24 protein-coding genes, 1 pseudogene and 1 riboswitch are annotated in these 25,127 nt (G+C 64.6%); of the genes and pseudogenes, 10 read left to right on the plus strand and 15 right to left on the minus strand.

What is annotated here, in order from left to right; translation table 11 throughout:
- Positions 1-113: 113 nt before the first annotated feature.
- Positions 114-785, plus strand: coding sequence for a SnoaL-like polyketide cyclase (locus tag ACQPXH_RS28775; protein WP_433599587.1), 672 nt, complete (start codon positions 114-116; stop codon positions 783-785).
- Positions 786-806: 21 nt separating this feature from the next.
- Here the strand turns inward: ACQPXH_RS28775 and ACQPXH_RS28780 are convergent, their stop codons facing one another.
- Complete coding sequence (locus ACQPXH_RS28780) at positions 807-1,412, minus strand: TetR family transcriptional regulator (protein ID WP_433599588.1); 606 nt, start codon at positions 1,410-1,412, stop codon at positions 807-809.
- On the minus strand, positions 1,402-2,946 hold the full coding sequence (locus ACQPXH_RS28785; RefSeq protein WP_433599589.1) for an MFS transporter: 1,545 nt from the start codon (positions 2,944-2,946) through the stop codon (positions 1,402-1,404). The genes ACQPXH_RS28780 and ACQPXH_RS28785 overlap by 11 nt, the downstream gene beginning before the upstream one ends.
- A gap of 127 nt (positions 2,947-3,073) precedes the next feature.
- Between ACQPXH_RS28785 and ACQPXH_RS28790 the strand changes: the two genes are divergently transcribed.
- The 3 genes from ACQPXH_RS28790 to ACQPXH_RS28800 all read left to right on the plus strand — a co-directional run bounded on the left by ACQPXH_RS28790 (position 3,074) and on the right by ACQPXH_RS28800 (position 6,521).
- Positions 3,074-4,363 carry a D-alanyl-D-alanine carboxypeptidase family protein gene (locus ACQPXH_RS28790; RefSeq protein ID WP_433599590.1) on the plus strand — a complete coding sequence of 430 codons (1,290 nt, stop codon included), beginning with the start codon at positions 3,074-3,076 and terminating at the stop codon, positions 4,361-4,363.
- A 1,079-nt stretch (positions 4,364-5,442) separates the two neighbouring features.
- Positions 5,443-6,321, plus strand: a complete 879-nt coding sequence (locus ACQPXH_RS28795) for a helix-turn-helix domain-containing protein (protein ID WP_433599591.1) — start codon at positions 5,443-5,445, stop codon at positions 6,319-6,321.
- Positions 6,318-6,521 carry a DUF397 domain-containing protein gene (locus ACQPXH_RS28800; protein WP_433599592.1) on the plus strand — a complete coding sequence of 68 codons (204 nt, stop codon included), beginning with the start codon at positions 6,318-6,320 and terminating at the stop codon, positions 6,519-6,521. Before ACQPXH_RS28795 ends, ACQPXH_RS28800 begins: the two co-directional genes overlap by 4 nt.
- 139 nt (positions 6,522-6,660) lie before the next feature.
- Here the strand turns inward: ACQPXH_RS28800 and ACQPXH_RS28805 are convergent, their stop codons facing one another.
- Both ACQPXH_RS28805 and ACQPXH_RS28810 read right to left on the minus strand, forming a co-directional pair.
- A complete protein-coding gene (locus ACQPXH_RS28805) occupies positions 6,661-7,179 on the minus strand; it encodes a hypothetical protein (protein WP_433599593.1) in 519 nt (172 codons plus the stop codon).
- Positions 7,180-7,183: 4 nt separating this feature from the next.
- On the minus strand, positions 7,184-8,398 hold the full coding sequence (locus ACQPXH_RS28810) for a DUF6973 domain-containing protein (protein WP_433599594.1): 1,215 nt from the start codon (positions 8,396-8,398) through the stop codon (positions 7,184-7,186).
- A 35-nt stretch (positions 8,399-8,433) separates the two neighbouring features.
- On the opposite strand from ACQPXH_RS28810, the gene ACQPXH_RS28815 reads away from it, so the two are divergent.
- A complete protein-coding gene (locus ACQPXH_RS28815) occupies positions 8,434-9,303 on the plus strand; it encodes a hypothetical protein (RefSeq protein ID WP_433599595.1) in 870 nt (289 codons plus the stop codon).
- Positions 9,304-9,323: 20 nt separating this feature from the next.
- Here ACQPXH_RS28815 and yhjD read toward each other — a convergent pair whose 3' ends face one another.
- The 3 genes from yhjD to ACQPXH_RS28830 form a co-directional block, all read right to left on the minus strand.
- Complete coding sequence (gene yhjD / locus ACQPXH_RS28820) at positions 9,324-10,343, minus strand: inner membrane protein YhjD (protein WP_433599596.1); 1,020 nt, start codon at positions 10,341-10,343, stop codon at positions 9,324-9,326.
- Between the two features lie 68 nt (positions 10,344-10,411).
- Positions 10,412-11,446, minus strand: coding sequence for a tryptophan--tRNA ligase (gene trpS / locus ACQPXH_RS28825; RefSeq protein WP_433599598.1), 1,035 nt, complete (start codon positions 11,444-11,446; stop codon positions 10,412-10,414).
- Positions 11,447-11,467: 21 nt separating this feature from the next.
- Positions 11,468-12,400 carry an oxygenase MpaB family protein gene (locus tag ACQPXH_RS28830; protein WP_433599600.1) on the minus strand — a complete coding sequence of 311 codons (933 nt, stop codon included), beginning with the start codon at positions 12,398-12,400 and terminating at the stop codon, positions 11,468-11,470.
- Positions 12,401-12,616: 216 nt separating this feature from the next.
- Between ACQPXH_RS28830 and ACQPXH_RS28835 the strand changes: the two genes are divergently transcribed.
- Entirely contained in the window at positions 12,617-13,660 is a 1,044-nt protein-coding gene (locus ACQPXH_RS28835; RefSeq protein ID WP_433599602.1) for a TetR family transcriptional regulator, read from the plus strand.
- An 89-nt stretch (positions 13,661-13,749) separates the two neighbouring features.
- Here ACQPXH_RS28835 and ACQPXH_RS28840 read toward each other — a convergent pair whose 3' ends face one another.
- Genes ACQPXH_RS28840 through ACQPXH_RS28850 form a run of 3 tightly spaced genes read right to left on the minus strand, consistent with a single transcriptional unit; the run spans position 13,750 to position 15,588 of the window.
- Positions 13,750-14,235, minus strand: a complete 486-nt coding sequence (locus ACQPXH_RS28840; RefSeq protein ID WP_433599604.1) for a barstar family protein — start codon at positions 14,233-14,235, stop codon at positions 13,750-13,752.
- On the minus strand, positions 14,235-14,720 hold the full coding sequence (locus ACQPXH_RS28845) for a ribonuclease domain-containing protein (RefSeq protein WP_433599606.1): 486 nt from the start codon (positions 14,718-14,720) through the stop codon (positions 14,235-14,237). The genes ACQPXH_RS28840 and ACQPXH_RS28845 overlap by 1 nt, the downstream gene beginning before the upstream one ends.
- A 52-nt stretch (positions 14,721-14,772) precedes the next feature.
- Positions 14,773-15,588 (minus strand): exodeoxyribonuclease III, encoded by an 816-nt coding sequence (locus tag ACQPXH_RS28850; protein ID WP_433599607.1) that lies wholly within the window; start codon positions 15,586-15,588, stop codon positions 14,773-14,775.
- A 70-nt stretch (positions 15,589-15,658) separates the two neighbouring features.
- Here ACQPXH_RS28850 and ACQPXH_RS28855 point away from each other — a divergent pair, with 70 nt between their 5' ends.
- Positions 15,659-16,504 (plus strand): alpha/beta fold hydrolase, encoded by an 846-nt coding sequence (locus tag ACQPXH_RS28855; protein ID WP_433599608.1) that lies wholly within the window; start codon positions 15,659-15,661, stop codon positions 16,502-16,504.
- A 6-nt stretch (positions 16,505-16,510) separates the two neighbouring features.
- Here ACQPXH_RS28855 and ACQPXH_RS28860 read toward each other — a convergent pair.
- A pseudogene (locus tag ACQPXH_RS28860) lies at positions 16,511-16,609 on the minus strand (acyl-CoA dehydrogenase family protein); the annotation flags it as partial.
- Complete coding sequence (locus ACQPXH_RS28865; RefSeq protein WP_433599609.1) at positions 16,606-17,262, minus strand: TetR/AcrR family transcriptional regulator; 657 nt, start codon at positions 17,260-17,262, stop codon at positions 16,606-16,608. The gene ACQPXH_RS28865 and the pseudogene ACQPXH_RS28860, both read right to left, overlap by 4 nt.
- Before the next feature lie 434 nt (positions 17,263-17,696).
- On the opposite strand from ACQPXH_RS28865, the gene ACQPXH_RS28870 reads away from it, so the two are divergent.
- Complete coding sequence (locus tag ACQPXH_RS28870; RefSeq protein ID WP_433599610.1) at positions 17,697-18,110, plus strand: nitroreductase family deazaflavin-dependent oxidoreductase; 414 nt, start codon at positions 17,697-17,699, stop codon at positions 18,108-18,110.
- Here the strand turns inward: ACQPXH_RS28870 and ACQPXH_RS28875 are convergent.
- From ACQPXH_RS28875 to ACQPXH_RS28885, 3 genes are all read right to left on the minus strand, one after another.
- Entirely contained in the window at positions 18,107-19,246 is a 1,140-nt protein-coding gene (locus ACQPXH_RS28875; protein WP_433603611.1) for an MFS transporter, read from the minus strand. The two genes, ACQPXH_RS28870 and ACQPXH_RS28875, sit on opposite strands and share 4 nt — an antisense overlap.
- Positions 19,247-19,627: 381 nt before the next feature.
- Complete coding sequence (locus tag ACQPXH_RS28880) at positions 19,628-20,845, minus strand: NADP-dependent isocitrate dehydrogenase (RefSeq protein WP_433523049.1); 1,218 nt, start codon at positions 20,843-20,845, stop codon at positions 19,628-19,630.
- A gap of 271 nt (positions 20,846-21,116) precedes the next feature.
- Positions 21,117-22,610 (minus strand): MFS transporter, encoded by a 1,494-nt coding sequence (locus ACQPXH_RS28885; protein ID WP_433599611.1) that lies wholly within the window; start codon positions 22,608-22,610, stop codon positions 21,117-21,119.
- A gap of 132 nt (positions 22,611-22,742) precedes the next feature.
- Between ACQPXH_RS28885 and ACQPXH_RS28890 the strand changes: the two genes are divergently transcribed.
- On the plus strand, positions 22,743-23,486 hold the full coding sequence (locus ACQPXH_RS28890) for a TetR family transcriptional regulator (RefSeq protein WP_433599612.1): 744 nt from the start codon (positions 22,743-22,745) through the stop codon (positions 23,484-23,486).
- Between the two features lie 43 nt (positions 23,487-23,529).
- Positions 23,530-23,640: riboswitch (SAM riboswitch) on the plus strand.
- Positions 23,641-24,009: 369 nt separating this feature from the next.
- Positions 24,010-25,122 carry a homoserine O-acetyltransferase MetX gene (gene metX, locus ACQPXH_RS28895; protein ID WP_433603612.1) on the plus strand — a complete coding sequence of 371 codons (1,113 nt, stop codon included), beginning with the start codon at positions 24,010-24,012 and terminating at the stop codon, positions 25,120-25,122.
- Positions 25,123-25,127 lie beyond the last annotated feature (5 nt).

Consider the following 25,127-nt stretch of genomic DNA (forward strand, 5'->3'; position numbering starts at 1 on the left):
TCGAAAGTTGCTGGGAGACACAGCGTTCGGTAAATCGAGACCTGCCGCGACAACCGGCCGACCGGCTGTTAGCCTGCCTCGCGTCCAATCTCTTCGAAGGGGCGAGAGCCGAGATGACAGCTGATACCACAGATTCCACAACCGAGACGCCGTTGTGGCTACAGGGCCGGGACGCGGTGGTCGCCGCGACGCCGGCCGAGGATTGGCGCAACGGCGCGCCCGATTACCACCTGACCAGGCAAACCGTGCCGCGCGAGCGCACCACCGAGCACGCGGCAGGCTCGCTCGAGGCCGTCGTCGAGGACCTGGTGCGGGTCTTCGAAATGGAGGTCTCGCACAAGAAGGATCCGGCGACCTGGGTTTCGCTGGTGGCCGAGCACTACCGGGGCCGGGTCAACGGCGGGCCGTGGCAGGACGCCGAGGAATTCGCCAGGATCGGCAGCTACAACATCCTGATCGGCGATAACCCGTACTACGAGGTCGAGCAGGAGACCTTCGAGTCCTCCCACGAGATCTTCCACACCGCCTTCCCGAACGGCTTCTTCTGGGAGGTGCTCGAAGTGCTGGCCGGACCGCCCGCGGTCACCTTCCGCTGGCGACACTGGGGCCGCTACGACGGAGAATACAAGGCCAACCAGCCCACCGGCGCATTGATCGAGATGTTCGGCGTGACGATCGCCAGGGTCAGCGACGACCTGCGCATTCTCGAACTCGAGCACTTCTACGACAACAACAAATTGCTCGGCCCATTGGCACACGGGTGCCCGGTTACCAAGTCCGCCTAGGATTTCGGCCGCTCGGCAGCACTACTGCTTGCCGAGCGGTAACCCCGCCTCCAGGAAATCCAGTGCGCGATTCAGGTTCTCGGCATTCAACGGGTTGAACCTGGCGATACCGAGCGCGACACCCGCGATGGCACCTGCGGTCACACGTATCTCGAAATCGTCCGCGTCCCGGCCCATCTGGTCGGCGAGCAGGCCCGCCATCAGGTCGATGCCGCGTTGCAGTTCCAATCCGATGGCCGCGCGCAACTCAGGGACGTGATAAAGCAGCTCCTGACGTTCCTGTTCGAACGCCAGCTCGGCGGCGGGCAGATTCGCGAACACCCCCGCGACCGCATTGCGGAACGCCGTCATCGGCGGGATGTCGTGTGGCTGGGCTCGTATCGCGTCGATCATCAGCGGATCGAGGTCGTCGGCGAGCACCAGCTGTTCCTTGGTGGGGAAATAGCGGAAGAAGGTGCTGGGCGATACCTCGGCCGCCGCGGCGATCTGCTCGATGGTGGTCTCGGTATAGCCCTGCTCACGGAAGAGCCGGAACGCTTCTTCGCGAATCGTCCGGCGGGTCCGTTCCTTCTTCCGCTCGCGCAGGCTCTGCGCGGCCGTCCCGTCCGCGGGCAGCTCAACCGACATGAGTCGATTCTGGCCCATCGACCGGCACCAGTGCGTCCGGTATCGCCTCCTCGTGTTGCGGTACGGCCGTGGACCGCCCCGGCAGCACCCTCAGTGCGAGCGGCACCGCCACCGCGCAGAGAGCCGCACACACCCACAGCATCGCGCTCATGCCGCCGACGAACGCGGACTGCACCTGCTCCAGCATCGCCGCATTGCCGGTCGACTTCGCAACCGCCACACCGGCATTCACGCTGTCGCGAATCGGATCGACATTCAATGCGCCGAGATCGCCGCGGTACACGGTAGCCAGGACGGTGCCGAGCACCGCCACCGCGATGGTGCCCGCCGCCTGACGCAGCGCCTGCACCAGCGCCGAGCCGACGCCCGCACGGGCCACCTCGAGATTGTCCAGCGCGACCGCCATACCGGCTGGCAGCCCGAGACCCATGCCCGCGCCGGTCAACCCGACCCATACGGCCACGAACCAGTACGAGGTCCCCACTTCGGTCAGCCCGCCCAAGCCCATGCCGACCGCGAGCACCGTGAGGCCCAGTCCCACCATCAGCGCCGGTCCCAGTTTCGGCTGCAAGCGATCACCCAGCCGCGATCCGATCAGCAGTCCGCCGATCAACGGCAGCAGGCGCACGCCGCTGCCGAGCGCATCGGCGCCGAGGACCGCCTGGAAGTACTGCGGCACAGTGAAGAACAAGCCGAACAAGCCGAAGGTGATGATCACGGTGAACGCCGCGCCCCAGCGAAAGCCGGGGCTGCCGAACAGGCCCAGATCGACCAGTGGGAAGCTCGCGCGCCGCTGCCACGCGATGAATACCGCGACGGCCGCGACGCCACCGAACAGCGCACCCCAGCCGAGCCCATTGCCCCAACCCTTGTCACCGAGCCGGATGAATCCATAGGTAACGCCGACCATGCCGAGAATCGACAGCGCGACGCCCGGCAGATCCATCGGCCGCTGATCAGGGTTCCGCGACTCCGGCACCAGGACCGCGATGGCCAGCACGCCGAGCACCACCATCGGGACATTGATCAGGAATACCGAACCCCACCAGAAGTTATCGATCAGCCAGCCGCCGAGGATCGGACCGAGCGGCAGGCCGAGTGCGGTCGAGGTGACCCAGATGTTCATGGCCTTGGCCCGCTGCGCCGAATCCGGGAACAGCACCGGCAGCACCGCCATCGATAGCGGGATCATGACCGCCGCCGCGATGCCGAGCACCACGCGGGCCGCGATGAGTTGACCGGCGGTTGTGGCGAAGGCGCAGGCCAGCGATGCCGCTCCGAACAGCACCAGCGCGCCGAGCAGCAGCTTTTTGCGGCCGTAGCGGTCGCCGAGCGCGCCGGCGGGCAGCATCACGGCCGCGAGCGCCAGTGTGTACGCGGTGCTGAACCACTGCAGCGCGCCGGTGTTCGCGTTCAGGTCGACGGCGAGGGTGGGCAGAGCCACGGTCAGCACGGTCATATCCAGGCCGATGGTCAGCATTGCCAAGGCCAATGCCCCCAGCGCCAACCAGCGGCGAGTCGAGTCTGTCTGCATAGCCCCTCCAGTAAATGATAGTTACAACTTTTTGATAGTAGCTCTCATTTAGTAGTTCCTGTCAATACTTGGCGCATCCGTGTCTCATGACGGCCCACCGCGCGGCCGGTCAGTAGGCTCGCAGCCGATGAGCACCCGGGATCTTCGCCTCCTCGTCGCACTCTGCCTAGGTTCTGCACTGGCCATTGCTGCCGCGACCTGGGGACCTGCCACGACCGTTTCGCACGCGATGCCGCCGACCACCACCACGACGCCGTTCAGCACCCCGAATACCGACAGCTGCCCGCAGAAGACGAAGCCGCCTAATCCGATCGACGAATCCGAGGTCCCCGAACCCGGACAGCCGACACCGACACCGCTGGCCGTGCCGATTCCACCGGTCGGCGGCTCACGCCTGGGTGAATGCGGCGTCGTCATCCCGCGCGGCGCACCGCCGGTGCCGCAGGAGATTTCCGCCACGGCCTGGCAGATTTCGGACCTCGACACCGGTGAGGTGCTCGCCGCCAAGGACCCGCACGGGCGCTACCGGCCCGCCAGCACGATCAAGGTGCTGCTCGCGACCGTCGCGCTGCGCAGCCTCGACCTGAACAAGACCGTCACCGGAACCCAGGACGACGCGAATGCCGACGGCACCCGCGTCGGCATCGGCCCCGGCGGCCGCTACACCAACCGACAGCTCATGCAGGCACTGATCATGGCGTCGGGCAACGATGCCGCGCATGCCATCGCCATCCAGCTCGGCGGCGACACCGCCACGGTGCAGAAGATGAACGATCTGGCAAAGTCGTTGTACGCCTTGGACACTCGCACCGCCAGCCCGTCCGGCCTTGATGGCCCCGGCATGAGCACCTCAGCCTACGACCTGTCGGTGCTGTTCCGCGAGGCCATGACGATTCCCTTGTTCGCCGAATTCATCCACACCGAGCAAATCGATTTCCCCGGCTACCCCAAGGACCCGAAAAACCCTGACGACAAAGACCATCCGGGTTTCCCCATCGCCAACGACAACCACCTGCTCTACGAATACGACGGTGCGCTCGGCGGCAAGACCGGCTACACCGACGACGCCAGGCAGACCTTCGTCGCCGCCGCCCAACGCGACGGCCGCCGACTCGTCGTGACGCTGCTGAAAGCCGATGTGCTGCCGATACGTCCGTGGGAACAGGCCGCGCGCCTGCTCGACTACGGTTTCGCCCTGCCGAAGAACTCCACCGTCGGCAAGCTCCCGGATACCAAGTCCGCATCCACGAAAGGCACTGCGGGACTTGCCTCCCCACCCCCGAAAGACACCGACCACGAAGCCCAGCCCACCGATTCCGACAACCATGCGGGCACCCGCATGCTGTTGCTGGTAGGCGGCGTCATCGTGGTCCTCGCGCTTCTCCTCGGAGCTCGCCGCATGAGCCGCCGCCGATAGCGCAGGCACACACCTTCGGCAATTCCGATGCACCGGTGCGTGCCATGATCGGCGGCATGGGGATTCTCGGTCGTGGGTGGCTCCGGTGCAGGGGACTTGTGTGGGGCCTACAGCAGCACCTGTATCCGCCACGAAGCCACCATCCGAACCCGTATCCGGCGGGGCGCCCAACAGTATCCATCGCAGTATTCCCGAAATCCGACCACACCCAATAGCTATCAGCCCCAGCCTGGACCGGCGTACTCGACGAATCACGCGCCGCCGCAGGGCTATCGCCCGAACAACAACCAGCCGCCACACCACTTTCCGCCCCCCCACACGCTGACACCGCATCCGAACACCCCCTCTCACCAAACTCCCCTTCCCACCGGCCAAATCAACCGCCCGCAGCTCCGAACACCGCACAATGCTCCCAACCCCGGAGCGCTGGTAGCTGGACGGATGATCACTATGCGCTGGTGGCGGCAAATGCGAGAAAACCCCACCACCAACGCATTCTCGAGGCACAGCAGGGTTGTGGGGAGGGGGCAACTCGGCATGGTCGGCGAGGGGCGCTGTGGCGATGCGCCGCAGACGGCGAATCGAACGATTTATCTCTGGGTCGAGCGTCGTCTCAACGAGCCTGGTGTAGACCTCGGCGCACCGCCGCGCGGCGTCGGCCTCCATCCGAAATGTTCCCCACTGGCTTGCTGATACAGCGCATTTGCGGCCGATTGCCCACTTCCATCGACTCCCCTCCCTGCCCGTCCGCTTACTGTACTGGGCGCGTGAAACGGTCAATCGGTTAAATTGGAACGCAAAGACTGTCTCGATTGGCTTCGATCCTGGGGGTTCAGACCGCTCCCGAAGGCTCTGCCCGAGCGTTCCTCCAGCCGTGTGCCCCTACCGAAGTTCATGACGGGTGGTCTAGCCCCACAGATCGGGATGCGCCGATGTTGATCTGGACCCGCGAATACGCCACCAGATGCAACTTGTCCCGGGGTTATGTCCTGATGGCATGGAAATCCGCAGTGTTGCCACCAGCTGTAGTCGCGGCGTGATCTCCTGTTGCGAACAGTGAAACCTGAAGGGAGGCAGGCATGTCGGAGGATGGATCGACCCTGGCACGGCGTCAGTTGGGGAAGTATCTGCGCAATGGGAGGCAGGAACGCGGACTTTCGCTCCACGAGGCGGCCAGGCTGATTCAGCGCAGTGGCAGCACGCTCCACCGCATGGAGAAGGGGCAGGTGGCCGAACTGCGCGAGATCGATATCGACGCGCTGTGCACGATCTACGAGTTCGATGCCGACCACACCGCAGCGATGAAAGCGCTTGCGGTACAAGGTAACGAGCTGGGTTGGTGGTATGAGTACGCCGACCTGCTGCCGAAGAACTTCGACTTCTATGTCGGTCTCGAGGCATCGGCACAACGCCTGACGACCTACGAGCCCGAACTCGTACCAGGGCTATTGCAGACGCCAGCGTACGCAAGCGTGCTCATCCGCTCGGTCTACCCTGACGACGATGCCGAAGAGCACGCACGAAGGGTGAGGTTGCGAATGCGAAGGCAAGCCAGAATCACCCGCAAGTACCTTCCGGCATCGCTCGACGTAATCCTTCGAGAGTCGGTCCTACGGGGAATCGTTGGCGGGTCGAATGTCATGGCGACCCAGATGAAGCATCTCGCCGACATGAGCACCCGTCCCAACGTGAATTTGCAGATTCTTCCGTTCAACGCTGGGTTCCCCGTTGGAGCCGCGGTTGGTCCGTTCGTCATCCTGGAGTTCGGCACTGATAGAGATGGACAGCCGATCGAGCCGCCCGTGGTCTACACCGAAAACTTCACGGGTGGCTTGTATCTTGCAAAATCAACCACGGTTCAGCGATACGATCATACGTACGAGAGTCTTCGGCGAAGCGCGATGGACGCCGCTGCCAGCCGGGCTCTGCTCAGGCAGATGGCGAAGGAGTATGCGTGAACAGCGATTTGGCCGGTGCCGACTGGTTCAAGAGTAGGCACAGCGGCGGAGCCGAAAACTGCGTTGAGGTCGCGTTCCTATCGAACACCCTTGTCGGCGTTCGTGATTCGAAGAACCGGTCCGGCCCCGCCCTGGTCTTCACCCCAGCCGAATGGTCAGCCTTCACCGCCGCAACAACCCGAGGCGATTTCGACTGCTGACGGCCTGCTGGTCTGGTGGCCAACAGGGTCATGAGCGCTGAGGCGTTGTCCTGCTCATTGTTCAACGGACATGGCCGCTACCCGTGGAAGCGGAATCTGACACGGTGCGCAGCCGAATAGCCCTCACCAACATGGGCTCTCAGGGTGCGGGCTCGAGTTTGTCGTGCCATTGCGAGGGCACGAGCATCGATTCGGCAGTGAGTGCACCCCGGTCGCGGACCTCGAGAGGTTTCTTGTTACCGCTCCAAGAGACGACCTGAACCGGCTTACCTTTGTCTACGAACAGGTAGTACCCCTGCTCCGACCCTTCGCGGTAATCCATTGTGGGGAGATGCTTCCAACACTGACCTGGCGTGTTCGCATTCTTATTGAGGTCGGCCACTTCGGTGGAAATACGCACTTCCACCAACCGCTCCCAGTCATCAGTCCAACCGGCCGCACGCGTTATTTCGATCAGCATGGCTTCATCCGACCCCTTGGCCACGTCACGCAGCGCTGCATCGAAACGTTTGCTCGATCCAAGCGGCTCAGCGTAAGGAGCGCTGAAATCAAAAGTGCCAGTGCAGGTTTGATCGTCCGCACGATCGGTGGAGGAGGTGCAGGCGGTCAGCGTCGACACGGTGACGGAAACCAGCAGTACGTGGTTTAGTTTAGCCATATGATTACTTCTTTCCCGGCAGCGGGATCTCAACGCCCGCAGGAATGCCGGTCTGGCTCTCGCTCACGGTGTTGCTCCAGGCAATTTGCGGTCGGCTCTGCGTACTGGTGCCAAGGACAATCGCTTGTCCACTGTTGATGTGTTCAGTTACCTTCTGCGCCAGTTCCTCAGGAGTCGCGTTCGAATTCGCCAGGCCGATCTTTCGCCCCTGTTCGTTGTTGTACAGATCCATAGCCTCGCGATGCGGCGGGTTCCCGCCGATCTTTTCATGGCTAGTGGTGTAGGTCTGGGTCCAATCCTCACCGAACTTTTGCGTCATCAACGCATTCCAGTATGTATGCCGGAATGCGTCACCGTGCCCGTCCAGGTATGAGGTCGGATACCGCTTCTTGGCTTCGTCCTCCGCCAGCGAGGTGATATCGAAGAAGTCCCTCAGACCAGATATCCCCTTCTTGGAGTAGAGGTTATCGAGAGCCCTGGACTCCTCCTCGGTCATCAGAGTGGCCTTGAAATCTGGTATCGCCATTCGAATGACATCGAGCAATGCGCCGTCCGACGGCCAGATCACCGGTTTGGAACTCGACGTTTCGGTTTGGTAGTCGGTGAGTATCTTCGCGAGGTTCGGATCGGACGGGGTACCGGACACACCTTGCTTTACTGAATCGGCCAACTTCTCCAGTAGCCGTCCAAGGTTCTCTGATCCGGTGAGATCGGTTTCCTGAATCCGGGTCAGCGCTTGACGAATCGCCTGGGTCAGCCGGAACTCCTCCAACTCCTTGTTGGCGACAGCAGTGGCGGGAGACCACCAATGCTCCTTCATCGTCTCCCAATTCGATTGGTGCGAAAGCACTTCGCCGTCTGGTTCACAGAATAGATCCCAGTCCGAATTCTCGACCTCTTCGAGCCACCCCCGGATCTCTCCGACCTTCCCTTCAATGGTCTCGCAGATCGAGTTGATCGACTTGGCCATCTCCTCGTAGACGTCGACGGTCGTGAAACCATCCTTCTTGTCCTGCTCGCCGCGCTCGCGCACGCTATCGCCCGATTTGCCCTCGAAATATTCGTATGACTGCGCTATCTTGCGACCCGCGTCAGCCATTTCCGAATCGATCTCACCTGATACGCGCCTCACGATCGATGCCACATCACGGGCCGGGCCAAGATCCCAACCCAGTACCCGAGGAACTGTGAGGGGATGATCCTCGTGAAGTCCGCTCACCGCTCCCCCACCTGACGCAAGCCGGTCGCGTTGGCTTGATCCTGCTGCTCGAAGGCCGTGGCCTGTTGTTCGACTACACCAGCAAACTCGCGCATCCGGCCGACATGAAAATCCACTACACGGTCCAGCGCCTCGAGGGTCTCCTGGATGCGAACTCCCGTAGAAGAATCCGGCAGTTTGTCCCGCGCATGATCGCGACTGTCTTTCGCGACTGGCGCCTTACCAGCGATGGCGTCCGCGTGAACCCGCACATCAGCTGCCAGCTTACGCATCCTCACTGGGTCGACCTCGAACACGGGATCACCACACCTTCGATTTCTCTTGCCGCGCCGCGCAAGTCGCGTACGACAGACGCATTTACAGGATGCGTTCGCGGACCGCTGCCGCTAGCGTCGCCTCGTGGGCGCATCCTGGTTGAGTTCTGTATAGATACGTTCGGCCTCAGCCTGAGCATTTCCATACGCGATCCGATGCTGATCCGCGATCAGCAGCTCGAGCCGCCGAGCACCAGCTTCCAGCGCATACGGCTCGATGTACAGAGCCGTGATTGTGCCGCGAGCATCGGCTTCGACATACACACCGCCATCCGCCGATCGCGCGTTTCCGCGCACCTCGGAGACCGCAGCGTTCAATCGTTTGAGGTGCGCTGCCCGACGCTCGGTATGCTCGTCCATTGCTCCCCAACCCCGATCGATACACGGCTCCATCTTGGGCGTACAGCGGAACTCTATCGGTCACAAGTTCACAGCGACAAACCCGTTGGGACTGGGTCGGCCTGTCTACTGACCGGCGTTGCCACGAGCAGACCCGGGCACCCGCTCTTTAACAGTGGCGTCGATGTGGTCGAGGGCCAATCGACATCGGGAGACGGACACCTGAGGCAGAGCGCCGTTACGGTCGGGTGATGAGCGCTACCCGGGGCTGGTCAGCGGCGCCTCAACCCTGAAAGCACAAGCGCCGCAAGCGCACCCGCCCCGAAGTAAGCCGCGCCGGTACCCACCGATAGCCCCGGCGCACCCATGCGCGGCTTGATCACGGCGGGAGCGGGAGGGGGGATTTCGGCTTCGGGCTCGTTCTCCGATGCTGTTGCGGCCCAGGCGGTTGCGAACAGGATGATGCGATAGGTGGTGTAGCTGAACACCATCAGACCGATGATCGATCCGAATACCGCGCCGGCGGGGCTGTGCAGCACCGTCTGCAGGTAGAACGACGCGACGTATTTGAACAGCTCGAAGATCACTGCGGCAATCGCCGCCGCTCGGGCGGCACTTCGCAAGGTGACCGGCTCGCGGGGCAGGCGCGCGATAATCCAGACGAACACCGCCCACGAGGCGAGGAAACCGAGCAGTATCGAAATGAGCACCAGGATCAGCCGCGCACCGGGCAACTCCGACAGGCGGAAAGTGATCAGCAACCGCGCGCCGAGAGTGCTCGACGCCAGGGTGGACAGACCGACCGAGACCACGAAGGCCAAGGCGAGCCCGATCAATGCACCGAGGTCGGAGAGCTTGCTGAGGAACCAATTGCCTTCCGGGGTCTTCTGTTCCCACTGTTCGGTCAGTGCCGCGCGCAGATTCGCCATCCAGCCGAGTCCGGTGTAGACACCGACGAGCAGACCGAGCGTGCCGACCGTGCCGCGCGATCGGACCGCCTGATCGATCAGATCATTGAGCTGGCCGCCGAGTGATCCCGGAATGTTTTCGATGATCTTGTTCCGCAGTTCGGTGAGCATTTCCGGGTCGCCCGACAGCACGGAGCCAGCGATCGCGAAGGCGACCATCAACATCGGAAACAGCGACAGCACAGTGAAGTACGTGATCCCGGCCGCGTAGTAATCACCGCGTTGCCGCTGATAGTTTCCACCCGCGCGGATGAGGTGATCCAGCCATGGCCGCGACTGGATCCGCCGTTCGAGCGTCGCTTTGATGTTGTCGATCACCTGCATCTGTCACGCCCCTTAAACAGAGACCGCGCGGTGATGGTCGACAAGCGGTCGCTAGCGGTATTCCCCGGCTAGCGAGCCAAAAACCCCACCCGGTCGTAAACCTGTGCCAGAGTGTTGCCGGCAATCTCACGCGCCCGCTCGGCACCTGCGTCGAGGATGCGGTCGAGTTCGCCCTGATCTGCCAAGTACTCTTCCACCTTCGCCCGCAGCGGGGTGACAAATTCGACCAGCGCGTCGGCGACGTCGGACTTCAGATCGCCGTAACCCTTACCGGCATAGTCGCGTTCCAGCGTGACAATCGGTGCGCCGCTCAGTGAACTCAGGATCACCAGTAGATTGCTGACACCCGGCTTGACTTCCGGGTCGTAGCGGATTTCACGCTCGGTATCGGTGACCGCGGAGCGAATCTTCTTGGCGGTGATCTTCGGATCGTCGAGAAGGTTGATCAGACCGGCGTCGGTGGAGGCCGACTTGCTCATCTTCGACGTGGGATCCTGCAGGTCGTAGATCTTCGCGGTGCCCTTGACGATATGCGCCTCCGGCACCACGAAGGTCTTTTTGAACCGAGTGTTGAAGCGCTGGGCCAGATTTCGGGTCAGCTCCAGATGCTGGCGCTGATCCTCGCCGACCGGCACCTGATGCGCACGGTAGAGCAGGATGTCCGCGGCCATCAGCACCGGATAGGTGAACAGTCCGACGCTGGCGTTCTCCGCGCCCTGTTTGACCGACTTGTCCTTGAACTGGGTCATCCGGCTGGCCTCGCCGAATCCGGTGATGCAGCTGAGCACCCAGGTCAGCTCGGCATGCTCGGGTACCTGGCTCTGCACGAAGAGCGTGGAGCGCTTGGGGTCGATGCCGAGCGCGAGCAACTGCGCGGCCGCCGCCTTGGTGCGCCTGCGCAGTTCCTTCGGATCCTGCGACACGGTGATCGCGTGCATATCCGGGATGAAGTAGAGGGCGTCGTAGTCGTCCTGCATGGTCACCCAGTACTGCAGCGCGCCAAGGTAGTTGCCGAGATGGAAGGACGCGCTGGTGGGCTGGATCCCGGACAGCACCCGCTGTTTGCGTTCAGCGGCCGGGTTCGTCTGAGCAGGACTGGACATGTCCCGATCTTCGCATGCGTGTCACGCGGAATTTCGCGCCGCCCAGTTGCGTGGGTCGACACCGGGCATGCTCGGCCGGCCGGTGCTGTGCAATTCGCGTTCCCGCTTGGACAACAGCTTGTAGACCGGCGCGCTCGGACCGGCCAGCGTCGCACGCAGCACCGGCGGAACCAGCGGCGGTGCGATATGCGCGGTGCGCACGCCCTGGGCGAGCGCGCGAAAGGTGATTTGCTCGGGCAGCCCCCAGCGCATCCCGTACATATCGCGAACGCGTGGCGGCAGACTGCCCTGCACCAGCAGGTAGAACGCGTCGACGACCTGACGCATCGGCCCGCGCTGCGGATAGGGCACCCGCTGACCGGCCAAATATGAACCGACCAGCCGGGCCTCGTCGGTGAGGAACAGCTCGTCCGAGGCGAGGTAGTCGTCGAAGGATTTGCGGAACAGCGGGTAGCTGCCGGGCGCGGCCTCGCGCGGCATGCCGAACAGCTCGCCCCAGCGGACGTAGTCCTGGTACAGGCCCTCGCGTTCGCCGCCGGTCAGCCGGCGGACCAGCAGATCGTGCATCACCTCGGCCGAGTCGAAGGCGAAGGCCATGGTCATGTACATCAGGTGCGGGTCGAACGCCGAGTAACCGGTGCCCGCCGGATGGTGCGGTCCCGCCTCCTCGGGCAGTGCGCCGACGACCTTCGCGTGCTTCTTGGTGGTGAAGGCGAGCGCGCGATCCGCCTCGTCCTTGCTGCCGAGGAAGACGGCCTCGAAGAGCTTGCCGGTCAACGCGAGTCGCGAGTACGGGGTCATCCGATGCTCGGTGTTCTCGGCGGTTCCGACATACAGCAGCGGATTGACCGCGCCGATCACCAGGGCACGCTGGCCATAGGTGAGACCCACCGCGCGCTTGCTCATGACCCGTCGAGCCATCGAATTATCGGCGAAATAGCCGGGCTGGGACATCGCTGCCTCCTCGTCGAGCGCATCGTCGGACGCATCGGGCTTCCGCGATCCGGATCACCCGTCATCCCGGCGCGCGCCGGGATTCACAGCATCTGGCAATAGAATTTCCCAGAATCCAGAATCTGGCAATAGCCTCCGCCAGATTGTGTCCGGACCGGATCCGGCCGCAACCGAAGATCCGGTCGGCCGCAACCACACCCGTGCCAGAATCGCGATATGACTGCATCGCGAAGCGGTTCCGTGCGGGGTGGTGGTCGAGCGACGGGCGGACCGGCATCGCGTACCAGTTCGACGGGCGTTGGTGGCCGGACGACAAGTAAGTCGGCATCGCCCAGCGACTCGGCGAGCAACAGCGATCGCAGAGCGAGTGGGCCGACACCGCCCAGCGACTCCACAGCCGGTGGTGGCCGGAGGACGAGTAGGCCAGATCCACCAGGCGACTCGACGAGCAGCAGCGATCGCAGGGCGAGTGGGCCGACACCGCCCAGCGACTCCACAGAAGGTGGCGGCCGGACGACGAGTAGGCCAGATTCACCAGGCGACTCGACGAGCAGCAGCGATCGCCGAGCAAGCAGGCAAGCACCGCCCAGCGACTCCACAGAAGGTGGCGGCCGGACGACAAGCGGACCGGCGAAACGGACCTATGGCGGCGTCTCCGCCGACGAGCGCCGCGCCCAGCGACGCGCGGCGCTGCTAGATGCCGCGCTGGAAATCATCGGCACCCAGGGCATCACCAAGCTCACCGTCTCCGGGTTATGTGCGCAGGCCGGACTAAACGAGCGCTACTACTACGAAAGCTTCGACAGCCGCGATGCGGTGCTCGCCGCGCTCATCGATCGGATCGCGGAGGAACTGGCCGCGGCGATCGTCGGTGCGCTGCAAACCGCGCCTTCCGACACTCGCGCCAAAGCGCATGCCGCGATCTCGGCGGGCATTCATCTGCTCACCGACGATCCGCGCAAGGCGCATGTCGCGCTGGCCGCGGGCATGGCGACGCCGGAGCTGCGCGCCCGCACGAATCAGACCGTGCGGGTTTTCGCCCGCATCGTCGCCACCGAGGGCATCGACTTCTACGGCATCACCGATCCGAACCCAGAGCCCACCATCGACTTTCGCGCCACCTACCTGGTCGGCGGCCTGGTCCAAACCCTCACCGCCTGGCTGCAGGACGACCTCCCGCTCACCCGCGACGAACTGATCGACCACACCACCGACGTCTTCGTCCTCCTCGGCGAGGACCTCGCCCGCCGCCTCACCTGAGCCACCAGCATCACACCCCGTCGACGGTAGTCGAATGGTTATGGTTGTTCCTCGAGAGCCTGACAGCCACCATTCGACTGTCCTCGGCGTTACGGGCTCAGGCGGACGATGTCCGGGTCGGATGGTTCGCCTTGGAGGACGACTCGGAAGGCCAGGCCCTTTGTGGACCAGTAGTCGGCGGCTTCGCGCATGGCTTCGGTGAACCATGTGCGTTCTTCCAGTTCATCGATCAGCAGATCGGCCGAATCGCGGATCACGGCAACATATCCGGCGGCGGGGCCGACGAAATCATCGAGATCGCGCAGGCATTCGTCGAAGGCGTCCTTGTTCGCGCCGAAGTAGTACGGAAATTGGAACGCGGCCGCGAATTCGTCGAAAACGCGTGCGGTGGTGCGCATTTTGAGCCCGCGCAGTTCGCGCACCGCGTAGTCGACGGGTGCGTCGTAGCGCACGCCGCTGAGTGTCGGGGCGTCAACGGGGAGAGCACCGACCACGGCGGTCGGCACCGAAGGCGGCGCGTCGGTGGGCCGCCGGGCCTCGGGACGGGCAAGGAACTGCGATAACGGAACTGTCATCAGCGCATCCTCGTGAAGGTTTCGTAGTGGTCACCGGTGTACCAGGCGGAACCGTCGCTGCCGGTGACGATGCGTTCGGCGTCGCGGGAACGGTTGGGCTGCTTCGGGTTCACATCCCATTCCTGGTAGGTGATGGCTTTGCCCGCCGAATCCTTGGCGGGCAGGGTGCCCCCGCGGTTCATCCAGCGCTCACCGCCCTTGGTGCCGGACGCGTTCGCCGAATCCGGCCAGCGGCCCGCGTCGATCTCCACAAGAGTCGCGTAGGCGCGGTCCGGTACGCCGGGGGCTCGAACGGTGGATGTGGTGGTCACATCCGGGCCGCGCGCCGGAACCGCCAAACTCGCGCTGCGAGTCGTGGAGGTGACCGAGGCCGCGGTCGGCTTGCTGTCCCCGCCGCCACGCGAGGCGAGCAGTGCGATCACCAAGGCCAGTAGGGCCACACCGAGCGCGGCGAAGGCGCGAACCCGCTTCGAGGAAATATTCATGCGATCCCGATCTTCAGCACTGCCATGTCGCGAATCATCTTTATCGGGAACTTTATCGGTATTGCACCGTGACCGGCGCGTGGTCGGACCAACGCTCGGCATAGGTGGCGGCACGTTCGACAACGGCCTGCTTCGCCCGGCCTGCCATTTCGCCGCGGGCCAGGTGGTAGTCGATGCGCCAGCCCGCGCCGTTGTCGTAGGCGCGGCCGCGGTATGACCACCAGCTGTACGGGCCCGCGACACCGGGATGCAGGTTGCGCACCACGTCCACGTATCCGGCGGCGAGCATGCCATCGATCCAGGCCCGTTCCTGCGGCAGGAACCCGGAGTTCTTCAGGTTGCCCTTCCAGTTCTTGATATCGAGTTCGGTGTGCGCGACATTCCAGTCGCCACAGATCACGAAATCGCTGTTCTGCGACCGCATATGAGCGCCGATCTCATCGAGGAAGCGGTACTTCTCGTCCTGCATCGGCGTATCCGCCTCACCGGTGTGCACATACACGCTGGCCACGGTCAATTCATCGAATTCGGCCTCGACATAGCGTCCGGCGCCGGCGAATTCGGCGCTGGGATGCCAGGTTCCGTCATGCCAACGCCCCAGCCCGATGCGCACGGCCCGGGGTTCGCGACGGGACAGAATGCCGACCCCGGCCCGCCCCTTCGCACCCGGCTCGGCATGCGTCAGATACCAGCCCGCCTCCAGTGCGGGCGCGAGCGCGGCGCGGGTCTGCTCATCGGTTGCCCGAGTCTCCTGCAGGCAGATGACGTCGGCTTCGGTGACCGCCAGCCACTCGAGCATCCCCCTGCCCGTCTTGCCCGTCGCCGCCCGGACCCCGTTCACATTGATCGACGAGATGATATAAGGCACCTGACGACCGTACAATGCTGGTCAGAAGAACTCCCCCGGGACATCGAAGTCCAGGAAGGGGTGATTGACGATGAAGTCAGGCACCACCAACTCCCCCGCCCCGATAAAAGCGCTGCATATCGGATCCGGTGATCCGGTCCTGCTGCTGCACGGGTTCATGCTTTCACCGCACTGTTGGGAACAGGTTGCGCTGCGACTTTCCGCGAATTGCGAGGTGTTCGCCCCCGCCTTCGCGGGCCACTGGGGTGGCGAACCGATCGACGGCTGGTCCACCGATGTCCATGCCCTCGCCGACCGGATCGAGGATCAACTCGACGAACTCGGCTGGCGTACCTGCCATATCGCGGGCAATTCGCTCGGCGCCTGGGTCGGCTTCGAACTGGCCCGCCGCGGCCGGGCCCGCACCCTGACCGCGATCGCACCGGCGGGCGGTTGGCAGTCGCCCTCGCTCATCCAGTTCCGCGTCGGCGCGAAATTCCTGTCATTGGTGCCGATCGTCGAGGTGGGTAAGCGGCTCGGCGGATTCGCGATCAACAATCCGATCGCGCAACGCTTCGCACTCCTGCTGCTGAGCAAGAACGCCGCTGCGGTCGCGCGCCGCGATATCGCCGCCGTGATCACCGCCGCACTGCACTGCGATGCCATGATTCCGTTGATCCTGGGCACCGTGCGCTCTCCCGCGCTGGAAGACCTGTCCAACCTCCCGACCCCGGTGCGCCTGCTGATGGCCGAATACGACCGGATCATCCCCAACCGCGTGTACGCCCGCCGCTTCCTGCAGGAACTGCCCGACTCCGCCGACCGCATCCTCGTCAACGGCGTCGGGCACGTCCCCATGCTCGAAGCTCCGGACCGCATCGCGACCCTGATAGCCGAACACATCTACGCCAGCCGCACACACTTGCGCGCGGTCTGACCGGCACTACTGGGCGAGCAGGCCCTTGGCTGTGTGGGTGACCTGGATTTCGTTGCTGCCCGCATAGATCATCAGGGACTTCGCGTCACGGGCGAGTTGTTCTACCCATCAGCGGGGCGCAGCAGCGGTCGCTCAACCAGCGCGGCCGTCGCGATCTCCCGCAGATGCACCGAGGCCCGCCGCCAACGCCGGTGCGCCCGTTCGGAATCCGGATCGATGAAATCGGAGACCAGGATTCCGCGCAGTGCATCCATCGCGGTGTAGACGAAATCGCGGGCTTCCTTGCGCCGCATCTCATCCGGGACGAATCGGGCGACCGCCATCAGCACGACATTGTTGACGAACGGCTCGACCTTCTCCATGGCCGAGGCGAGCACCGGATCGGTCCGGCCCGCCACCCACAGCTCGACGGTAGCGATGAACAGTGGCCCCTGATGTAGCTCCCAGACAAAGTCCAGCGCCGCCCCGACCGGATCGTCGCCGCCCTGGACCCTGGACATCTCGTGCATCGCGGTCTCCGCGCGCAGCTGCGCCAGATGGCTGATCGCCGCGACCACCAGATCGGTCTTGGACCCGAAGTGGTGCACCTGGGCCCCGCGGGTGACCCCGGCCCGCTCGGCGACCCGCGGCGTGGTCGTCCCCGCATACCCGTATTCGACCAGGCAGTCGATGGTGGCATCGAGCAGCCGCGTGCGCATCTCACTACTGCGCTGCTCCTGCGTGCGGCGCTGCTGCTTGGACGCTTCGGACCTGGGCATTCCGGCGATTCTACACTTACATACAGATCTGCATGTTCATCTTCACCACGGGCATGAGCCAAGTCACCCGCCACTACCGGCCCCGGCATTCGCTATGCGCCGATCACCGATTCGCGCCTGGCCCGACGGACGCTGGTCTGGCGCAGTGGCGGCGAAACCCAGCGGATTCGCGCACTCACGAGCGTTGTTCGAGAGTTGGGACCGCTGAAGCAGAACTGACCGCCGCAGTCGGTCGGCGGCGCCGCCGCATACGACAGCACGGCCGGCGCAGACGCTGACGCGGCGAAGACCCGCCGCAACAACACGGCGGGCTGAGGCGGTCTCCGATGCCGGTGCTACTGGCCGACCTGCGCGAATTCTCGAAAAGGTGATCTGACGAGGCCGCACATCGGCGACGATTACCTCGACCCGATTTTTCGATCCGAGGAGTGCAGATGGCCAACGATTGGAACCAGAACATCATCGCGGAGTTCCGTGCGAACGCGGGCAAGGTCGGCGGCCCGTTCGAGGGCAAGGATCTGCTGCTGCTCACCACGACCGGCGCGAAAACCGGACTGCCGCGCACGAATCCGACCGCCTATATCCGTGACGGCGGCCGTTTGGTGATCATCGCGTCCAAAGCCGGCGCATCCGAGAACCCGGCCTGGTATCACAATTTGCTGGCGAATCCGAAGGTCACGCTGGAGATCGGCACCGAGACCATCGCGGCGACGGCCACCCCGATCACCGGCGGCCCGGAACGCGATCGGCTCTATGCGGCGATGGTGGAGGTCATGCCGGGGTTCGCCGAATACGAGACCAAGACGGATCGGGTGATTCCGGTCGTCGCGCTGGAACCCAGCGCCTAAACCGCTGAGCGACGACCGGTCCAGACGGTCACCGTGAACAGCAGAACGCCGAGGACCGCCAGCCCCGCCCCGACGGTCGCGGGTGCGGTGTAGCCGAGACCCGCCGCGATGACGAGTCCACCCAACCACGCGCCCGCCGCATTGGCGATATTGAGGGCCGCGTGATTGAGCGCCGCTGCGAGGGTCTGGGCGTCGGCGGCGACATCCATCAGCCGGGTCTGCAGACCGGGCGCGAGCGCCGCACCCGATGCGCCGATGAAGAACGCACCGATCGCCGCCGTGTACGGATTGTGCGCGGCGGCAACGAATCCCGCCAAAATGACGACCATCGCGATCATCGCGACGTAGATCGCCCGGTCGACGCCGCGATCGGCGAAAATGCCACCGACGATATTGCCCGCGACCATCCCGAGTCCGAAGAGCATGAGCACGAACGGCACCAGGCCGAGCCGAAGACCGGCCACATCGGTGAGCGTGGTGGTGATATAGGTGTAGACGGCGAACATGCCGCCGAAGCCGATTGCACCGACCAGCAGGGTCAGCAGCACCTGCGGGCGACGCAGGGCGCCGAGTTCGGTCATCGGATTGGTGATCCGGATACCGTGCAGCTCCGGAACGAATCGGATCAGCGCCGCGACGGTGGCGACACCGATCACCGCGGCCACCACGAAGGCGTCGCGCCAGCCGAGATGCTGGCCGAGCCAGGTCGCACTGGGAACGCCGACAACGTTGGCGGCGCTCAGTCCCAGCATAACCGCGGCAACTGCCTTTGCGCGCTGCCCAACCGGTGCCAGAGTCGCGGCGGCCAGCGAGGCGACACCGAAGTACGCGCCGTGCGGTAGACCCGAAACGAACCGCGCGACGACCAGAGTTTCGAATGTGGGCGCGATAACCGTCGCGGCATTTCCGATGGTGAACGCCACCATCAGGGCGACAAGCAGACGTTTGCGCGGCACCCGCGCGGCAAGTGCGGCGATCAGCGGAGCGCCGACGACGACGCCGAGCGCATAGGCCGATACCGCATGCCCTGCCGTCGGCTCGGAGACGTGCATCGCGCTCGCGATATCGGGCAGCAAACCCATCGTGACGAATTCGGTTGTGCCGATTCCGAATCCGCCGAGGGCCAACGCCAGCATCGCCGGAACATGCCAGTCCGTCCGCGCGGCCTCGGCGGGTGCTGGGGTCTGCGTGGCAACGGTACTGGTCACGTATTCATGTAACCGCCCGGCGACTCCCGCTGCTTCCCAGGCGAACGTGAGTTCCCCCACGTCGAGAAACAGTGCGGGCACCCGTACCACCGCCCCTTTCTAGCGACTGCAAGCAGTCGCTAGCGGTGTGGTGCGGGTGCCCGTAGGTCACGCATGGGGTTGACCACCAAGATCGCCCCGAGCGACGACTGATTTCGTGAGCGCACGGGTCACTCACCGGGTACGCCCAACCCCACGCTTTCCGCCGGCCCGCGACGACACCCTCAGTGGCACTCACGACCGGCAAAAGGCGCGGAGAGGCTGGGGAGCTCAGCGCAGGGCGCGGGCCAGGTTGGCGTCGAGCGCACCGAGGAACTCCTCGGTGGTCAGGTAGCCCTGATCGCCGCCGACGAGCAGCGCGAGGTCCTTGGTCATCTGGCCGCCCTCGACGGTCTTGATGACCACATCCTCGAGTGTCTGCGCGAAGCCGATCACCTCGGGGGTGTTGTCCAGCTTGCCGCGGTGCTCGAGGCCGCGGGTCCAGGCGAAGATCGACGCGATCGGGTTGGTCGAGGTCGGCTTGCCCTGCTGGTGCTGGCGGTAGTGCCGGGTGACGGTGCCGTGCGCGGCCTCGGCCTCACAGGTCCGGCCGTCCGGGGTGAGCAGTACCGAGGTCATCAGGCCGAGCGAGCCGAAGCCCTGGGCCACGGTGTCGGACTGCACGTCGCCGTCGTAGTTCTTGCAGGCCCAGACGTAGCCACCTTCCCACTTCATGGAGGAGGCGACCATATCGTCGATCAGGCGGTGCTCGTAGGTGAGTCCGGCCGCGTCGAACTGGGTCTTGAACTCGGCATCGAACACCTCCTGAAAGGTGTCCTTGAACATGCCGTCGTAGGCCTTGAGGATGGTGTTCTTGGTCGACATGTAGACCGGGTAGTTCTGCTGCAGGCCGTAGTTGAACGAGGCCCGCGCGAAGTCCTCGATGGACTTCTTGAAGTTGTACATACCCATCACGACGCCGCCGTCCTCGGGCATCTGCACGACCTCGTGCACGATCGGCTCGCTGCCGTCCTCGGGGGTGAAGGTGAGTGTGACGGTGCCGCCCTGGAACACCTTGAAGTCGGTGGCGCGGTACTGGTCGCCGAATGCGTGACGGCCGATGATGATCGGCTTGGTCCAGCCGGGAACCAGACGCGGCACATTCGAGATGATGATCGGCGCGCGGAAGATGGTTCCGCCGAGAATGTTGCGGATGGTGCCGTTGGGCGAGCGCCACATCTTCTTCAGGCCGAATTCCTCGACCCGGGCCTCATCCGGAGTGATCGTGGCGCACTTGACACCGACACCGTGCTCCTTGATCGCATTCGCGGCGTCGATCGTGACCTGGTCGTCTGTCTTGTCCCGATATTCGATGCCGAGGTCGTAATACTCGAGGTTCACATCGAGATACGGGTGGATCAGCTTGTCCTTGATGAACTGCCAGATGATCCGGGTCATCTCGTCGCCGTCGAGTTCGACGACGGTGCCTTCAACCTTGATCTTGGACATGGATCTTCGTGTCCTCCTAGGATGGTGCCCTTATTGCACGGCCAGGCGAACACGCTTGTGAGCGGACCCCAGCTGTTCCAACAGACAACGTATATGTCCCGCGTTGTCCGCGAGACGAGTGGTGCAAACAAGACAAGCGTACTGCTGCCATTGTTCTCACCGCGCGGGTAGCCCCCCGTGTGAAGCTGCGTTACCGCCAAGTAGGTCGGCCCCTGCCGAAATAGCGATGTCCGGGCATCCCATCGGACACCCGGACATCGCTATTTCAGGATCAGACCGCGACCGGAATCCGCGCGTCTTGCTCGGATCCCTCGATCAGATTTTCCGGCTTGTCCCGAATCATCAACGCGATCACCGGAATCGCCGCGAGGAAGAAGCCGGCGCCGACATAGAACGCCACGTCGTAGCTGTGGATCGAAGCGCGGGCTATCAGGTTGTCCACCGTCGGATTGTTCTGCGCGAAGGTCTTGGCCGTCTGCACCGAGATGGTGGTGAGCAGTGCGGTACCGACCGCGCCGCCGACCTGCTGTGCCGCATTCAACAGCGCACTGGCCACACCCGAGTCCTCCTCCTCGACCTGATGCAGCGCGACGGTCTGCATCCCGACGAATAGCGGGCCCATACCGAGCGCGATCAGCAGCTGCCCGGGCAGCACGCCGACCGCGTAGCTGTCGCCATAGCTCAGCTGCGCCAGCCACACCAGACCGAGCACGCCGAGCACGGCCCCGGCCACCATCAGCGGGCGCGGGCCCAGCTTCGGCAGCAGCGCGCTGGTGATACCGGCGGAGATCGCGATGCCCACCGGGAACGGCAGGAAGGCGAAACCGGCCTTCAGCGACGAGTAGCCGAGGGTGATCTGAAAGTAGTAGCTCAGGAACAGGAACATCGCGAACATCGCGATCGGGATCAGCAACGCCGCCAGGAAGGCGCCACCGCGGTTGATCTCACCCGGAATATGCAGCGGCAGTAGCGGATTCGACGATCGACGCTCGATGGCGACGAAGGCGATCAGCAGGGCGACACCGATGACGAGCAGCCCGAGGGTGCTGCCGGCCAGCCAGCCGTCCTCGGCGGCGCGGCTGAATCCGTACACGATGGCGATCAGACCGACCGTCACGGTGACGGCGCCGGGCACGTCATAGCCGCCGGTGCGCGGTGTCGGCACATCCTTCACCACGAAGGCCAGCGCGCCGAGCAGCGCGAGCAGTGCGATCGGGGTGTTCACCAGCAGGCACCAGCGCCAGGAGGCGTATTCCGTCAGCGCGCCACCCGCGATCAGGCCGAGTGCCGCACCACCCGCGGAGATACCGGCGAAGACGCCGAACGCGGTCGCGCGCTCCTTGGCCTCGGTGAAGGTCACCGAGAGCAGTGACAGTGCCGCGGGCGCGAGCAGCGCCGCGAACGCACCCTGCAGCGCCCGTCCGGCGAACAGCTCCGCAGCGTTCTGCGCCAGACCCGCCACCGCGGACGCACCGGCGAAGCCGACCAGGCCGACGATGAAGATCCGCCGCCGCCCGAGGTAGTCGGCCAGCCGTCCGCCGAGCAGCAGCAGGCCGCCGAAGATCAGCGTGTAGGCGGTCAGCATCCACTGCCGATTGCCGTCGCTGATGTCGAGATCCCGCTGGGCGAAGGGCAGCGAGATGGTCACGATGGTGGCGTCGAGAACCACCATGAGCTGGGCCAATGCGATCACCCCCAGGGCCAGCCAGCGTGCCGAACTCGTTTGCTTCTCCAGAACTTCCACCGCTGTCGCAGTCTCGCTCACCTTGGTCTCCTCGTCCGAAGTTCGTGTAGCCATCCTGTCATTGGCAGACATTTGTCGTCAATAGAAAAATGTCGTACTACGACATTTGGCTGCTAAGGACACGAATGAATCCGATTGCGCTAACATGAGTCCATGCTCGAGTCATCGACGCCGATCGGCGCGAGCGCCACAGCCGAGGACGCTGTGCGCGCCCCAGCGAACCCAGGGCCCAGTGCGTCCGGCGGTCCGGGGTTGCGCGAGCGCAAGAAGCAGCAGACCCGGTTGCGCATCATCGAGGTGGCGCTCGACCTGTGCGACGCACAGGGATTCGACGCGACCACGGTCGAACAGATCGCGGACCGTGCGGATGTGTCCCCGCGCACGATCAATCGGTATTTCGACAGCAAAGAGGCCATCGTCCTCGGGCCGGTCAAGGACTTCGGACTCGCGATCGCCGAATGCCTGCGTGGACTCCCGGTCACCGGCAATGAGCTGCAATCGCTGCGCGAGGCCTTTTTGCTTGTCGTCGACCAGGCCGCGGTGAATACCGAGGGACCGCTGTCGTTCCGGCGCTTCCAGCAGATGCAGCGGATCCTGCGCAGCAGTCCGACGGTCAGTGCGCAGAGCATGGAACTGGCCGACGACAAGAACACCGCGATCGCCGACGCGATCGCCGAGCGACTCGGCACCCAGCCCGATGCGCTGCCGGTGCAACTGGTCATCGGCGCCTGGCAGCTGATCGGCCACCTCAGCATGGAGTGCCAGAACTCGATCTTCGACGAGGAAGACACCGCCGCGGCCGCCGCGGCGGCCCGCGGCGGATTCACCACGTCGTTCGACGAGTTCATGCGTGTATGCACAGGGCAGCCCGCGACCGAACCGGCGGACAACCGATAACGGATTTCAGTCGCCGACCGCGCGCCGGTTACCATGTCCGTCAGGTCATGAGTGCCAGCGCGAAGCCCCGGCTTGCTGGACGGCAACCCTCCAGCAGCGGTGGGGTGCTCCGGGTGATGACCGGGCTCTCGATGGTCGAGAGCAAGCGCGCACTTCAGGAGGTATTTCCGATGAGTTGTTGTCCGTTACCCAGATCACGATAAGACCTGCTGGCGAACAACCCTTTGGAGCACGACATGAGTGACCCCATCGCGTCCGCGGCCGCACTCCCGGTCTACCGGACCACGGCCCGGTTCAGTCGGGTAGTTAGCATCGAGGATGTGCGTTCCCTCGTGATTCCCCCGGCATCGGCAACGCATTGTCCGCAGCGGGCTGTTTTCACGGCGGCGACGACGTGAGCGAGCGAACCATCAACCGTGAGCGAGCGAACCATCAACACAGCACCCTCGGTCGCGACGGAGCCGAGCGCTGGCGAGGCGGAGTCGTGACCGTGACCGACCCGAGTACCGCGCGTTCGTCCGCGGTGGCCCTGCCGCCGCCGGACGGGAGGCTCGGCATCATCGCCATCGGGGACGTGCGACTGGAGAGCGGCGCAGTCATCCCGGACGTTCATCTGGCCGTGCAGCGCTGGGGTGAACTCTCCCCCGCACTGGACAACGTGGTGCTCGTCGAGCACGCGCTGACCGGCGATTCGCATGTCGTCGGGGTGCCCGACGATATCCATCCGCTGCCCGGCTGGTGGGACGGCATGGTCGGGCCGGGCGCACCGGTGGATACCGACGAATGGTGCGTCATCGCGACGAATGTGCTCGGCGGCTGCAAGGGCAGCACCGGCCCCTCGACGCTCGCGCCGGACGGAAAGCCTTGGGGTGCAAGGTTTCCGGAGATCTCGATCCGGGATCAGGTGACCGCGGAAGCGGCGCTGCTCGATCTGCTCGGCATCGAACGCCTGGCCGCCGCCGTCGGCGGTTCGATGGGCGGCATGCGGGTGCTGGAGTGGATGGTCGGCGCGCCGGAACGGGTCGGTTCCGCACTGGTACTCGCCGTCGGCGCACGCGCCACCGCCGACCAGATCGGCACGCAGACAACGCAAATCGCCGCCATCAAGGCCGATCCGGACTGGCGGGGCGGCGACTACCACGACACCGATCGCGTCCCGACGACCGGCATGGGCATCGCCCGCCGCATCGCGCACCTGACCTACCGCACCGAGGGCGAACTCGATCACCGCTTCGAGAACAATGCGCAGGGCGACGAGGACCCGCGCGACGGCGGCCGCTATGCGGTACAGAGCTATCTGGACCACCAGGCCGAAAAGCTTTGCAGCCGTTTCGATCCCGCCACCTACGTGCTACTGACCGAGGCGATGAACCGACACGATATCGGCCGCGGGCGCGGCGGCATCGCGGCCGCCCTCGCCACCACCCCGGTACCGTGCGTGGTCGGCGGCGTCGACTCGGATCGCTTGTACCCGTTGCGAACTCAACAGGAACTGGCCGACGGGCTGCCGGGCTGCGAGGGCCTGGAGATCGTGCACTCCCGCGACGGCCACGACGGCTTTCTCACCGAAGCCGCCGCCGTGTCCAAATTGCTCACCGAGACAATGCGACTGGCGCGAGTCGGTCGCAACAGCTGAACCCA

Source organism: Nocardia sp. CA-135953, from assembly GCF_050955735.1.
Lineage (GTDB): Bacteria > Actinomycetota > Actinomycetes > Mycobacteriales > Mycobacteriaceae > Nocardia.

Coding starts and splice junctions, on each gene's coding strand:
- ACQPXH_RS28835 (WP_433599602.1), top strand. CDS start 12,617: ATGACTGCATCGCGAAGCGGTTCCGTGCGGGGTGGTGGTCGAGCGACG.
- ACQPXH_RS28775 (WP_433599587.1), top strand. CDS start 114: ATGACAGCTGATACCACAGATTCCACAACCGAGACGCCGTTGTGGCTA.
- ACQPXH_RS28880 (WP_433523049.1), bottom strand. CDS start 20,845: ATGTCCAAGATCAAGGTTGAAGGCACCGTCGTCGAACTCGACGGCGAC.
- ACQPXH_RS28875 (WP_433603611.1), bottom strand. CDS start 19,246: ATGCTGGCGTTGGCCCTCGGCGGATTCGGAATCGGCACAACCGAATTC.
- ACQPXH_RS28865 (WP_433599609.1), bottom strand. CDS start 17,262: ATGCCCAGGTCCGAAGCGTCCAAGCAGCAGCGCCGCACGCAGGAGCAG.
- ACQPXH_RS28805 (WP_433599593.1), bottom strand. CDS start 7,179: ATGGCTAAACTAAACCACGTACTGCTGGTTTCCGTCACCGTGTCGACG.
- ACQPXH_RS28840 (WP_433599604.1), bottom strand. CDS start 14,235: ATGACAGTTCCGTTATCGCAGTTCCTTGCCCGTCCCGAGGCCCGGCGG.
- ACQPXH_RS28890 (WP_433599612.1), top strand. CDS start 22,743: ATGCTCGAGTCATCGACGCCGATCGGCGCGAGCGCCACAGCCGAGGAC.
- ACQPXH_RS28785 (WP_433599589.1), bottom strand. CDS start 2,946: ATGCAGACAGACTCGACTCGCCGCTGGTTGGCGCTGGGGGCATTGGCC.
- trpS (WP_433599598.1), bottom strand. CDS start 11,446: ATGTCCAGTCCTGCTCAGACGAACCCGGCCGCTGAACGCAAACAGCGG.
- ACQPXH_RS28780 (WP_433599588.1), bottom strand. CDS start 1,412: ATGTCGGTTGAGCTGCCCGCGGACGGGACGGCCGCGCAGAGCCTGCGC.
- ACQPXH_RS28795 (WP_433599591.1), top strand. CDS start 5,443: ATGTCGGAGGATGGATCGACCCTGGCACGGCGTCAGTTGGGGAAGTAT.
- ACQPXH_RS28845 (WP_433599606.1), bottom strand. CDS start 14,720: ATGAATATTTCCTCGAAGCGGGTTCGCGCCTTCGCCGCGCTCGGTGTG.
- ACQPXH_RS28855 (WP_433599608.1), top strand. CDS start 15,659: ATGAAGTCAGGCACCACCAACTCCCCCGCCCCGATAAAAGCGCTGCAT.
- ACQPXH_RS28870 (WP_433599610.1), top strand. CDS start 17,697: ATGGCCAACGATTGGAACCAGAACATCATCGCGGAGTTCCGTGCGAAC.
- yhjD (WP_433599596.1), bottom strand. CDS start 10,343: ATGCAGGTGATCGACAACATCAAAGCGACGCTCGAACGGCGGATCCAG.
- ACQPXH_RS28830 (WP_433599600.1), bottom strand. CDS start 12,400: ATGTCCCAGCCCGGCTATTTCGCCGATAATTCGATGGCTCGACGGGTC.
- ACQPXH_RS28790 (WP_433599590.1), top strand. CDS start 3,074: ATGAGCACCCGGGATCTTCGCCTCCTCGTCGCACTCTGCCTAGGTTCT.